The organism is Pseudarthrobacter sp. MOO13 (assembly GCF_058267655.1).
The window spans coordinates 205,667-217,594 of the sequence record NZ_CM177848.1 but is presented as its reverse complement, the minus strand read 5'-3'; the positions used below and the strand labels follow the sequence as shown (position 1 = coordinate 217,594).

13 protein-coding genes are annotated in these 11,928 nt (G+C 68.5%); 4 read left to right on the top strand and 9 right to left on the bottom strand.

Translation table 11 applies throughout. The features are described 5' to 3' along the window. Nucleotides 1–44 precede the first annotated feature (44 nt). On the bottom strand, nucleotides 45–815 hold the full coding sequence (locus AC4EEO_RS00935) for a VOC family protein (RefSeq protein WP_491339660.1): 771 nt from the start codon (nucleotides 813–815) through the stop codon (nucleotides 45–47). Nucleotides 816–1,023: 208 nt separating this feature from the next. Continuing rightward, nucleotides 1,024–1,257: a DUF3073 domain-containing protein gene (locus tag AC4EEO_RS00930; RefSeq protein ID WP_018760828.1), complete on the bottom strand. Its 234-nt coding sequence runs from the start codon at nucleotides 1,255–1,257 to the stop codon at nucleotides 1,024–1,026. 272 nt (nucleotides 1,258–1,529) lie between these two features. Here AC4EEO_RS00930 and AC4EEO_RS00925 point away from each other — a divergent pair, with 272 nt between their 5' ends. Further along, complete coding sequence (locus AC4EEO_RS00925; protein ID WP_133831860.1) at nucleotides 1,530–2,207, top strand: septum formation family protein; 678 nt, start codon at nucleotides 1,530–1,532, stop codon at nucleotides 2,205–2,207. A 45-nt stretch (nucleotides 2,208–2,252) separates the two neighbouring features. Here the strand turns inward: AC4EEO_RS00925 and clpB are convergent, their stop codons facing one another. From clpB to AC4EEO_RS00900, 5 genes are all read right to left on the bottom strand, one after another. Beyond that, complete coding sequence (gene clpB / locus AC4EEO_RS00920; protein WP_133831861.1) at nucleotides 2,253–4,895, bottom strand: ATP-dependent chaperone ClpB; 2,643 nt, start codon at nucleotides 4,893–4,895, stop codon at nucleotides 2,253–2,255. 130 nt (nucleotides 4,896–5,025) lie between these two features. Beyond that, the gene (locus tag AC4EEO_RS00915) at nucleotides 5,026–6,168 is read right to left on the bottom strand and encodes a sulfate/molybdate ABC transporter ATP-binding protein (protein ID WP_491339659.1); all 1,143 of its coding nucleotides are present in this window, start codon (nucleotides 6,166–6,168) and stop codon (nucleotides 5,026–5,028) included. Continuing rightward, nucleotides 6,165–7,007: an ABC transporter permease gene (locus AC4EEO_RS00910; RefSeq protein WP_018760824.1), complete on the bottom strand. Its 843-nt coding sequence runs from the start codon at nucleotides 7,005–7,007 to the stop codon at nucleotides 6,165–6,167. The genes AC4EEO_RS00915 and AC4EEO_RS00910 overlap by 4 nt, the downstream gene beginning before the upstream one ends. 52 nt (nucleotides 7,008–7,059) lie before the next feature. After that, nucleotides 7,060–7,896: a molybdate ABC transporter substrate-binding protein gene (gene modA / locus AC4EEO_RS00905; protein WP_491339658.1), complete on the bottom strand. Its 837-nt coding sequence runs from the start codon at nucleotides 7,894–7,896 to the stop codon at nucleotides 7,060–7,062. Further along, on the bottom strand, nucleotides 7,893–8,303 hold the full coding sequence (locus tag AC4EEO_RS00900; RefSeq protein WP_109045578.1) for a TOBE domain-containing protein: 411 nt from the start codon (nucleotides 8,301–8,303) through the stop codon (nucleotides 7,893–7,895). Before AC4EEO_RS00900 ends, modA begins: the two co-directional genes overlap by 4 nt. Before the next feature lie 140 nt (nucleotides 8,304–8,443). Here AC4EEO_RS00900 and AC4EEO_RS00895 point away from each other — a divergent pair, with 140 nt between their 5' ends. Together AC4EEO_RS00895 and AC4EEO_RS00890 are read left to right on the top strand one after the other, a co-directional pair. Next, nucleotides 8,444–9,313, top strand: coding sequence for a DUF4031 domain-containing protein (locus AC4EEO_RS00895; RefSeq protein WP_133831865.1), 870 nt, complete (start codon nucleotides 8,444–8,446; stop codon nucleotides 9,311–9,313). After that, nucleotides 9,310–10,131: a 2-phosphosulfolactate phosphatase gene (locus AC4EEO_RS00890; protein ID WP_491339657.1), complete on the top strand. Its 822-nt coding sequence runs from the start codon at nucleotides 9,310–9,312 to the stop codon at nucleotides 10,129–10,131. Before AC4EEO_RS00895 ends, AC4EEO_RS00890 begins: the two co-directional genes overlap by 4 nt. A gap of 3 nt (nucleotides 10,132–10,134) precedes the next feature. Here AC4EEO_RS00890 and AC4EEO_RS00885 read toward each other — a convergent pair whose 3' ends face one another. Beyond that, a complete protein-coding gene (locus AC4EEO_RS00885) occupies nucleotides 10,135–10,536 on the bottom strand; it encodes a YccF domain-containing protein (RefSeq protein ID WP_018760819.1) in 402 nt (133 codons plus the stop codon). Between the two features lie 71 nt (nucleotides 10,537–10,607). After that, nucleotides 10,608–11,219: a phosphoribosylanthranilate isomerase gene (locus AC4EEO_RS00880; protein ID WP_133831866.1), complete on the bottom strand. Its 612-nt coding sequence runs from the start codon at nucleotides 11,217–11,219 to the stop codon at nucleotides 10,608–10,610. Between the two features lie 115 nt (nucleotides 11,220–11,334). Between AC4EEO_RS00880 and AC4EEO_RS00875 the strand changes: the two genes are divergently transcribed. Continuing rightward, the gene (locus AC4EEO_RS00875; RefSeq protein ID WP_491339656.1) at nucleotides 11,335–11,919 is read left to right on the top strand and encodes a HutD/Ves family protein; all 585 of its coding nucleotides are present in this window, start codon (nucleotides 11,335–11,337) and stop codon (nucleotides 11,917–11,919) included. Nucleotides 11,920–11,928: the final 9 nt, after the last annotated feature.

Here is an 11,928-nt window from a genome sequence, read left to right as displayed (position 1 = left end):
CAACCATTGGGGTCCCGCACCGCACGGTGGGGACCCCAATGGTCTTAACTGACCTGGATGAGGCTGAGGATGCCGCCCTGCGGGTCCCGGATGGTGGTCAGTGAACCGTCAGCGGCATGCTCGTCCGGCTCAACGATGATTTCTCCCCCGGCCTGGACCGTTGCCGCCGCCGCAGCACGGACGTCCGCGGCGCCAAAGTAGACCTGCCAGGCTGCGTCCCAGCCTTCTTCGGCAGGAACGACGCCGGCCACCTCGGCACCGTCGACAAGCAGCGTACTGTAGCTGCCGCCGTCGTCCTGGGGATATTCGGTGACCTCGTGCCCGAACAGCTGCTGGAAGAAGCCGACCGCGGCCTGCGGCCCGGGCGTGGACAGTTCGGCCCAGGCCAGCGCCCCCGGCTCGTTGAAGAGATGGCTCCCGTAATGGGTTCCGGCCTGCCAGATCCCGGTGGTGCCGCCGCCGGGCGGGGCGAGGAACGCCAGCACGCCGGTAGCGCCCACCTGCTCCGGCCCGAACTCGACGGTCCCGCCGGCAAAAGCGGCATCGTCAAGGAGCGTTGTGGCGTCCGACGCCGCGAAATAGATGTTCCACCGGGCCGGCGTGCCGGGCGGCTGCAGCGGGCCCTGCGGCGCGATGGTGGCGACCAACCGGCCGTTCATGAAGGCCTGCGCGTAACTGCGGCCGTCCGGAGTAGGAAAGTCCTGGTAGGTCCAGCCGAACACCCTGGCGTAGAAGTCCTTGGCGGCGGCGACATCGGGGGTCTGCAAATCCGCCCAGCATGGCTCGCCATTGGCGTAAGTCGTCCGAACAGTCATCCGGTCAGGGTACCAACGCGGGAAAGCCCGCTGCCACCGGGCATCCCGGAAAGCAGCGGGCTTCCTCGTGTCAGCGGTCACCCGAAAACGGGTACTAAAAAGGAGGTCCTGTGCCATCCCAACGCTGCGGGAAGGCACCTGCGGAGCTTGTTAGCGCGTAGCTGCGGTACGGCCTGGAAAACCGGGGGGCACGGCGGCTTTACGACAACTAGCCGATGCGACGGCTGTCAACCTCGTCGTCATCGTCATCCAAATCATCCGCGTACTTATCCACATAAGCCGAATAGTCCGGCTCGACCGGTTCATTCGAGTAATGGCTCGTTGAACGACTGCCTGGGCCCGTCAGCTCACGCTGAAGTGCCGAGTAATCAGTGTTCGGGGAGTAGTACTTGATGTCCCGAGCCTGCTTGGTAGCTTTTGCCTTTTGACGGCCGCGCCCCATGGCGTGACCCCCTTTTGTACTTGGACCGGAGGTGGTCACCTTGGCGATCGGTGAGGCCCCGGAATGTTTGGTCAATTTGTCGTACACCTAGATTACATGCTTTCGGCTGCCCCTGCTTGCCGCCCAGGGCCCCGGGACGGGGCGTGGGGTACCATGATGCACTTCGAGCCGCAGGAACACGGGATTTTTCTTCGCTAGAGTCACTTAAGAAGTGGCTGTTTCGCCCGGCCGTTGGCGAGCCGCGGCACACAAACCCAGGAGGATGCGCACCCGTGAACCACCAGGACATCCCACCCAAGCCTGCCTCGCCGCCGCGCACCGGCAGCCTGCCGGCGGTCCCACGCGGGGGCAGCGGTTCGGCGCCCGCCCCGGAAGCTGTGACCTGGTCCCAGCGGGTCCCGGATCCCCCGCAGCGACGGGCAGCCAACAGGGCCGCCTCCTGGAAGGTGTTCCTCATCGTCGTGATCGCGGCCGTCGCCGGCTCACTGACATGGCTTGCCGTGTGGTTGAACTCATCCTCCGGCGCGGAGAAGTCCGCGGCCGACGCGCCCGGAATGCTGGAGACCACCGCCACCGCGCCGGCCACTCCCCAGCCGCTTCCACGCAACGGGGTGGCACCTGCCGCTTATGCGGTGGGCGACTGCTTCAAGGACTTCGATCCGGAAGCCCTGGCGTCCACCGTCGTCGCCTGCGATACCGGCCATTCGGCACAGCTGGTGGCAACATACCGCTACCCCGCCGGAGCCGCCTACCCGGGGGCTGATCCACTGAAAGCCAAGGCCCTGGAGGCATGCCAGGCGGCCACCCTCGGTCCGGCAGCCAACCAGTTCCACCTCAACTACCAGCGCAGCTTCCCCAGCAGCACCAGCTGGGATTCGGGCGACCGCCGGGTGGACTGCTACGTCACGGCCGATTCCGGCAACGTGATCACCGCCAGCGTGCTGCCCTGACGGTCCGTCCGTCCGGGCAGCACGCCTGGGGCGTGAGTTTGGCCGCTAGTCTTTCCGCCGAACGGACAAACCCGAGCTGGGGGCGCCTGTCAGCGTGTCCACGGCGCCCTCGGTCAGTTCGCCAAGGTCCGCCGCGGTATCAACCAGGACGGTGTCGCCGTCGCTGATATCCCCGGCCAGGATGGCCTTGGCCAGCCGGTCGCCGATCTCGCGCTGCACCAGCCGGCGCAGCGGGCGGGCACCGTACGCCGGATCGTAGCCGGACAGGGCCAGCCACGCCTTGGCGCCGTCGGTGACCTCGAGGGTGAGCCGGCGTTCGTAGAGACGGCGGCCCAGTTCGGCCACGTGCAACTCCACGATGTGCGCCAACTCCTCCACCGTGAGGGCGTCGAACAGGACCACTTCGTCGAGCCGGTTAAGGAACTCGGGCTTGAAGGACGCGTTGACGGTGGCCATGACGGCATGGCGCTTGGCTTCGGGGTCCAGGGTCTGGTCCACCAGGAACTGGCTGCCCAGGTTGGAGGTCAGCACCAGGATGACGTTCCGGAAGTCCACGGTGCGGCCCTGGCCGTCGGTGAGGCGGCCGTCGTCGAGCACCTGCAGGAGGATGTCGAACACCTCGGGGTGCGCCTTCTCCACCTCGTCCAGCAGCACCACGGAGTACGGGCGGCGGCGGACCGCCTCGGTGAGCTGCCCGCCTTCCTCGTAGCCGACGTAGCCCGGAGGCGCCCCGACCAGCCGGGCCACGCTGTGCTTCTCGCCGTACTCGGACATGTCGATGCGCACCATGGCGCGTTCGTCGTCGAACAGGAAGTCCGCCAGGGCCTTGGCGAGTTCGGTCTTGCCCACGCCGGTGGGGCCGAGGAACAGGAAGGAGCCGGTGGGGCGGTTGGGGTCGCTGATTCCGGCGCGGGCGCGGCGGACGGCGTCGGAGACGGCAGCCACGGCTTTGGACTGGCCGATCAGCCGCCTGCCCAGCTCCTGCTCCATGTGGAGCAGCTTCTGGCTTTCGCCCTGCAGCATCCGGCCGGCGGGAATGCCGGTCCACGCCGAGATGACTTCGGCGATGTCCTCCGCCGTCACTTCCTCAGCCACCATCTGAGCCGGTTTGTCCGTCACGGCTGCCTCCGCCTCGGCAGCGGCGTTCAGCTCGCGTTCAAGCGCAGGAATTTCCCCGTACAGGATCCGCGATGCGGTCTCCAGGTCACCCTCACGCTGGGCCTTGTCCGCTGCGGAGCGCAACTCGTCCAGCTTGGCCTTCAGGTCGCCCACCCGGTTGAGCCCGGCCTTCTCGGCCTCCCATCGCGCGTTCAGCGCCGAGAGTTCCTCCTCCTTGTCCGCCTTGTCGGCACGGAGCGCTGCCAGCCGTTCCACCGAAGCGGCGTCGGTCTCGCCCTCCAGCGCAAGCTCCTCCATGGTGAGCCGGTCCACCTGGCGACGCAGCTGGTCGATTTCCTCCGGAGCGGAGTCGATCTCCATGCGCAGCCGGGACGCGGCTTCATCCACCAGGTCGATTGCCTTGTCCGGCAGCTGGCGGCCCGAAATGTAGCGGTTGGACAGGGTGGCCGCGGCCACCAGGGCGGAGTCCGCGATGGACACCTTGTGGTGCGCCTCGTAGCGTTCCTTGAGACCGCGAAGGATGCCAATGGTGTCCTCCACGCTGGGTTCGCCGACGTAGACCTGCTGGAAGCGGCGTTCCAGGGCGGCATCCTTTTCGATGTTTTCGCGGTATTCGTCCAGCGTGGTGGCGCCGATCAGGCGCAGCTCGCCACGGGCCAGCATGGGCTTGAGCATGTTGCCCGCATCCATGGAGGAATCGCCGGTAGCGCCGGCGCCCACCACCGTGTGGATCTCGTCGATGAAGGTGACGATCTGGCCGTCGGAGCCCTTGATCTCCTCAAGGACCGCCTTGAGCCGCTCCTCGAACTCACCACGGTACTTCGCCCCGGCCACCATGGACCCGAGGTCCAGGGAGATGAGCGTCTTGCCGCGCAGGCTTTCGGGGACATCGCCCGCCACCATCCGCTGGGCCAGCCCTTCCACCACTGCAGTCTTTCCGACGCCGGGTTCGCCGATCAGTACCGGGTTGTTCTTGGTCCGCCGGGACAAGACCTGGACCACGCGCCGGATCTCGGAGTCGCGGCCAATCACCGGGTCAAGCTTCCCGGCCCGGGCCATGGCAGTGAGGTCCGTTCCGTATTTTTCGAGCGCCTGGAAGGTGTTTTCGGGGTCGGGGCTGTCCACCTTGCGGTCCCCCCGGACCCCGGGCAAAGCCGCAAGGAGCGCCTCACGGGACGCACCGGCGTCCCGGAGCAGCCGGGCGGCGGCGTCGTTGCCGGCCGAGAGGCCCAGCAGCAGCACCTCGGTGGACACGAAGCTGTCGCCCAGCCGGTCCGCTTCCTCTTTCGCGTTCTGGATGGCCTGCAGGGCGGGCCGGCTCAGCTGCGCCTGCTGGCTGGAGCCCCCCGACGTCGCGGGCAGGGCCTTGATGGCGCTGCTGGCCTGGACGCTGACGGCATCGGGATCGGCGCCGGTGGCGCGGAGGAGCGCGACGGCGACACCCTCCCGCTGGTCCATCAGCGCCTTGAGCAGGTGGGCCGGCTCCACTTGGGGGTTGCCGGCGGTGGAGGCATTCATTGCCGCAGCGGAAAGAGCCTCCTGGCTCTTGGTGGTGAATTTGACGTCCAAAGAGGGCTCCTTTCGGGGGCTTGATAACTAAGTTGAGTGTACTACGCTCAACTTTTTAGGACGAGGTTCTTAAGCCATGTTTGCCCACGGCGAAACCGCTGTCCAGAGCCGGAGGTCCCGCCACACCGCGCTAGGTCCCGTAGACGGAAACTGCGGCTGCTTTGACCACGAAGTGCACGGCCAGCCCCGGCACCAGGCCCAGGTCCGCGGACGCGGCCGGCGTAATGTCGGCTGCCAGGCCTCCGGCCCGGACGCGGATCTGGTCGCCGTGCGGCTCAAGGTCGCTGATGGTAACGGCGAAGGAATTGCGGGGGCTGCCGTGCGCGTCGGTGAGGAACACGGAAACGGCCGACGGCGGGAACACGGCCACCCCGGGGCTCCCGGACCCGGCCACCGGGGCGGGTTCCCCGGACCTGCCCGGCTGCCCGGGCGCCGCCGGCTGCGCGCCCGGCTTTCCGGGCGCCGCCTGCTGCCCGTCGGCTTCCGGATCCCCGCCATGGCCGGCGATCCGCAGGCCTTCCTCCGTGCGCACGGCGGCCCCGTCCAACGTTCCGGGGACGAAGTTCAGCCCGGCCAGGCCGGCCGCAAAGGCACTGCGCGGGCGTTCCAGCACCTCCCGGGTTGGACCGTCCTCGGCAATCCTGCCGTCCTCCAGGATGACCACCCTGTCCGCGAGGATCAGCGCATCAAGGACATCATGGGTGACGATGATGGCCTGCCGCCCCGCGAGGACGCGCTTGAACAGTCGACGCAACAACGGGGCTGAGTGGATGTCGAGGGCAGCGAGGGGCTCGTCCAGCAGGAGGAGCGAGGGATCCGCGGCAAGCGCGCGTGCCACGGCAACGCGCTGGGCCTGGCCGCCGGAGAGTTCGGCGGGGCGGCGACCGGCCAGGGCTTCAGCTTCAACGTCAGCCAGCCAGCCCAGGGCACGCTGCCGGGCTTCCCGTTTGGGAATGCCGGCACTGCGGGACCCAAAAGAGACATTGTCCACCGCGCTCAGGTGCGGAAAGAGCAAGGGTTCCTGGGCGAGCAGGGCGGTTCCGCGATGGTGCGGCGGCACCCAGGTGCGGTTGCCGCCGTCGAGGTCGAACAGGGTCTTTCCGTTGAGTTCCGCCCTGCCGCTGTCCGGCCGCAACAGCCCGGCAATACTGGAGAGCAGGGTGGACTTCCCGGCGCCGTTGGGCCCCATCACGGCGACGGTTTCACCGGGCCCCACCGTCAGGGACACGTCGAATCCACGCCCGGCCACGGCTGCCTGGAAGGACAACGTCACTTGCTGTTCCCTCCTGCCGGTACCGGCGTCGTCGGCCGTTTTCCTGCTCCACTGCGCGCTGCGGGCCGGCGGTACGCGAGCGCCACCACCGCCACGGCGACGGCCACCAGCACCAGCGACAGGGCGACGGCCGCGTCCGGGTCTGTTTCCCGCTGCAGGTAGATTTCCAGCGGCAGGGTGCGGGTCACCCCCTGCAGGCTGCCTGCAAACGTCAGTGTGGCACCGAACTCACCCAGGCTGCGGGCGAACGAGAGGACAGCGCCTGAAGCGAGGCCGGGCAGGACCAGGGGAAGCGTGACCCGCCGGAAGACGGTGCCCGGGCGCGCGCCGAGGGTGGCGGCCACGGCCTCATAGCGGGAGCCTGAGGTGCGCACGGCCCCCTCCAGGCTGACCACCAGGAAGGGCAGCGCCACGAACGTCTGGGCCAGGACCACGGCGGTGGTGGAGAAAGCAATCTGCAGGCCCAGCATGTCGAAGGCCCGCCCCAGCAGGCCCTGGCGGCCGAACGTATAAAGCAGCGCGATGCCGCCCACCACGGGCGGAAGCACCAGCGGCAGGAGCACCAGCGAACGCAGCAGCCCCTGCAGCCGGAAAGAATCCCGGGCGAGGACCAGCGCCAACGGGACACCCAGCACAATGCACAGCAGCGTGCTGGCCGCGGAGGTCCGCAGGCTCAGTCCCAGCGCCGTCAGGGACGAGTCCGAGGTCACGAGCGGAATAAACCGGGTCCAGTCCACCCGCAGCACCATGGCGAGCAGCGGGAGCAGCACGACGACGGCGGCAACAACAGCCAGTGCGCGGACCCAGCCGGGAACGCCGGAATAGCCTTGCCCCACCACTTTGGTACCTTTCGTGTATGCCTCCCTCAGCGAGGTCCGCTGAGGAAGACCTCTATTGTCCACCGGGTCCAAATCCCGCCCCGGCCAGGACCTTTTGCCCTTCCGCGCCGGTCACCAGCGCAATGAAGGCCTGCGCGGCCGCCGTGTTCCGGCCACTGGCCATGCCGGCGATGGGGTAGGTATTCACGGCGCCCTGCGACTCCGGAAATTCGATGCCCGCCACCTTGGCGCCGGTCGCCCGGACGTCCGTGCCGTACACCAGGCCCGCGTCGGCCTCCCCGGAGGCGACCTTGCCCAGAACGTCGGTGACGGCATTTTCCTCGCTGACGGGAGCCAGCGAAATCCCTGCCGTGCCCGCCACCTTTGCCGCCGCGGCCCCGCACGGGACCTGCTTGGCGCAGACCACCAGCTTGACGCCCGGCCGCGCCAGGTCCTTCAGCGCCGAAATGCCGGCCGGATTGCCCGGTGGAACCGCGATGGCCAGGGTGTTGGTGGCGAAGTTGCGGGGTGTGCCGTCGACCAGGCCGGCGTCCTGCAGCTTCTTCATGTTGGCCGTGTCCGCCGAGGCAAAGACGTCCGCGGGTGCGCCCTGGTTGATCTGGCCGGCAAGGTCCGAGGATCCCGCGAAGCTCAACGTGACTGTGGTTCCGGGGTTCCCTGCTTCGAAGGTGTGCGCCAGTTCGGTGAAGGTGGCCTTGAGGGAGGCTGCCGCGAAGACCGTGATGGTTCCTGTTGGCGCACCGGAGCCTGCGCCCGCAGCGGAAGTGGTGCCCGCGGCCGGTCCGCCTGCCGGCGCGCAGCCGGAGAGGACGGCCAGTAAGAGTACCGCCAGCGGGAGGACGGCAGCCCGGACGGTGGACCCGGCGGGGCGGACAGCTTGCCTGCTCATGCGGTGGCCCGGCCTTTCGGGGATTCGATGATGACTGTTGTTGCCTTGACCACGGCGGTGGCGACGGCACCGGGCTCCAGCCCAAGATCGCGCACGGCTTCGCTGCTCATGAGGGACACCACCCGGAAAGGCCCGCACTGCAGCTCCACCTGGGCCATGACCTTGTCGGCGACGACGTTCGTGACGAGGCCGACGAACCGGTTTCGGGCCGAACTGCCGCCGCGTTGCGGATCATCCGGGAGCTGGGCCAGCTTCCGGGCATGCGTGGCGAGCTCCAGCCCGTCGACGGCCAGCCGGCCGGACTCGTCGCGGAACGGCGTCAGTGTTCCGTGATCGGTCCACCGGCGGATGGTGTCGTCGCTCACGCCCAGGAATCGGGCGGCTTCTGAAACGCGGATAAGGGCCATGCGGCAATCCTAATCCGCAAATGCAACCGTCGGGACGTCTTTACTGCGCAAATGAGGAATGCGACTGGAGCGCCGGGCTGGCAGGAACTGGACCGCCGGGCCGCCAGGAGACCGCCCAGTGGCAGCACTAGACTCCTTCCATGGCCATCTACATCGACCCGCCATTGTGGCCTGCTCACGGTACGCACTTCTCCCACCTGGTGTCCGATACGTCGCTGGACGAGCTGCACGCGTTCGCTGCCGCAGCGGAAATCCCTGAGCGGGCGTTCGACGGCGACCACTACGACGTGCCGGAGCGCCGCTTCGATGAGCTGGTCGCGGCGGGGGCCGTCCCGGTCGAAGCCAGGCTCCTGGTCCGCAAGCTGATCGCCAGCGGGCTGCGGATACCGGCACGCCGGCGGAACAAATCGCTGAAAGTTCCGCTGCTGAACCGCTGGGAAGCCATCATGCCCGGGCACGATGCCCTCTTCCTGGACCTGCTGGACCGCTGGAGCGAACCCCACCGCCACTACCATGGCTGCACCCACCTGCTCTCCGTCCTGGAAGCACTGGACCTGCTTACCGAGCCGGCTGGGGCACCACGGACCGTGCTGCTGGCAGCGTGGTTCCACGACGCCGTGTACCGGGGCACGGCGGGACAGGACGAGGAAGAATCCGCCCGGCTGGCCGAGGACCGGCTCACCGCGGCCGGCCTGCCGGAGGCGGACGTGGCAGAGGTGGTCCGGCTGGTCCTGGTGACATCGGACCACCGGCCCGAACCCGGTGACGACGACGGCGCCCTCCTGAGCGACGCGGACCTGTCCGTCCTGGGCGGGGAACCGGAGGAGTACGCCCGCTACGTCGCGGCCGTCAGGAAGGACTACGCGCACGTCGGTGACGCCGACTTCGCTGCCGGCCGGGCCGCCGTCGTGCGTCACCTGTTGGAACTGGACCCGCTCTTCCGCCACCGCCGCGCCAAGGAACTGTGGCTGGACGCCGCGCACCGCAACCTGAAAGGCGAACTGGCATGAACGCTCCCCGTTCCACGCCGCGGCACACGCACTCAGCGAACGCCGCGCACCGGCAGCTCCCGTTCGAGGTTCGGCTTGACTGGGGACTGAACGGCGCCAGGACCGTGGCCCCGGGTGCGGACATCGCGGTGGTGGTGGACGTCCTGTCCTTCAGCACCTGCGTCAGCGTGGCGCTGGACCGGAACGCGGAGGTCTTCCCCTTTCCGTGGCGCGATACCCGGGCCGAAGACTTCGCCGCCCATCACCACGCCCAGCTGGCAGGCCCCCGCGACGGCGGTGGGCTGAGCCTCTCCCCGGCAAGCCTGCGCAGCGCAGCAACGCTGGACCGGATTGTCCTGCCATCCCCCAACGGCTCTGAACTGTGCCACGAGCTGGCGGGAGAGGTTCCACTGGTGGCCGCGGTGTGCCTCCGCAACGCCGCGGCCACGGCGGACTGGGTTACGGCCAACCTTCCCGGCGACGCGGTGGTGGCGGTGGTTGCGGCCGGCGAGCGGTGGCATGACCGTACCCTTCGGGCCGCCGTCGAAGACCAGATCGGGGCCGGGGCTTTCATCGCAGGGCTGGCGGCCGCCGGGAAGGGCGGCTACGAAGCCGGCGACGGCAGGCACGGCTATGCGCCGGAAGCCGTGGCGGCGATGGCCGTTTTCGAAGCCGCCGAGCCGCGGCTGCGCGAGGTGCTGTTACGGTGTTCCAGCGGCCGCGAACTGACAGGTGCCGGCTACACGGAGGACGTGGACATCGCGGCCGAACTGGACGACAGCGGGTCCGTGGCCATCCTGCGGGACGGGGCGTTCCGGCTCCTGGCGCCGGCGCACTGACCCTCAGCGGTAGTTGCTGGCAAACGGCCTGCTCGACGGCACGATCTGCTTGCCCAGCGGCATCAGGGACACCGGGATCAGCTTGAGGTTGGCGATGGCCAGCGGGATGCCCACGATGGTCACCGCCATGGCGAACGCCGTGAGCACATGGCCGATGGCGATCCAGATGCCGGCAACGAGCAGCCAGATCACGTTGCCCAGCAGCGAGAAGACACCGTTGCCGCCGGGCCGGTCAACCACCATCCGGCCGAAGGGCCAGAGCGTGTAGGCAGCGATCCGGAAGGACGCGATGCCCCAGGGGATGGTGACGATCAGCAGGCAGCAGACCACGCCCGCGAGGAAATAGCCCAGGGCAAGCCAGAAGCCGCCAAAAACCAGCCAGATAACGTTCAGAAGTGTCTTCATGCACCCATTCTGCCCCCGGACCTCCGGCAAAAAGGTAGGGGACTCCCCTGATCTTGCCCTGAGCCGGGCGACTACACGGCGGCGGTTGCCTTGGCGGCCTGCACGAAGGCGCGGATCTTCGCCAGGTCCTTCACGCCGCGGGTCGCTTCGACGCCCGAGGAGACGTCCACGCCCCAGGCCTGGGCAGCGGCCGAGGCCTGGCCAACGTTGGCCGCGTCCAGGCCGCCGGCAAGCAGCCAGTCCCGGCCCTGCAGCACCGGCAACGCCGCCACGGAGGCGTAGTCCCAGGACTCGCCGGAGCCCGGCGCCGCCGCATCGATCAGGAGCAGGTCCTCGCCCCAGTCTTCGAATTCATCGTCGGAGGCACCCATGGTGATGGCCCGGACCAGCTTCATGCCGGCATTATGCACCGTTGCCACGTCCGCCCGGGAACGGTTCCCGTGCAGCTGGATCCATTCAAGGCCCGCCGCCCGGGCAATGGCGACGGCGTCCACCACGGGTTCGTCGCGGAACACGCCCATCGGGCGAACTCCAGCGGGCACCTCCGACAAGAGGGAGGCGGCCTGGGAGGGCGAGACCACCCGGGGGCTGGCGGTGAGCACGAAACCTACGGCGTCGGCCCCTGCTTCCACCGCCGCGCGGACCGATTCGGGCGTACTGAGACCACACACTTTGACGAACATTCCCGGCTCCTTCAGGCTGTTTTCGTGATGACCCCCCGGAGGAGATTAGCAGGACGGGACGCAACCTGCGACGCCGGACCCTGAACCTGCCGGGCTTGGGAACTAGGCTGGGCGGATGCAGATCATCCGCTTCGCAGGGCTCAAGGCCGAACCATGGCGCAACGGGGGCGGGGTGACGAGGGAAATCGCGCGCCAGGGCTCGTCCGACGCCGGCTGGGATTGGCGGGTGAGCATCGCGGACGTCACCAAGGCAGGTGACTTCTCCGCGTTCCCCGGCATGGAACGGGTCCTGACCGTGATCGAGGGTGAACTGCTGCTGCTCACGGTGGACGGAGCAGAGCAGCCGTTGGAGAAATACCGTCCCTTCCGGTTCGACGGCGGCGCGGCCACGACAGGGTCACTGCCCACCGGAGACATCCGCGACCTGAACGTCATCACCCGCGCCGCGGCATACAAGGGGTACACCTCCATCATCGAGCTGTCCAAGAAGCGGGCGCATCCGGTGTTCGATGGCCAACTGGCGGTGCTGCTGCAGGGCCAGGCTGTGGTGAGTGAAGGCGGCAGCGGGCAGGCGGACACCAACCCGGTGGAACTGGGCCGTTACGACGCCGTGGCCGGTTCGGACGACAACAGCCCGGAGATCCTGGGCCGGGGCTTCCTGGCAGTGGTGTCGGTCGACCCGCTGGAGCCCGCCGGGTAAAGCCCCCCT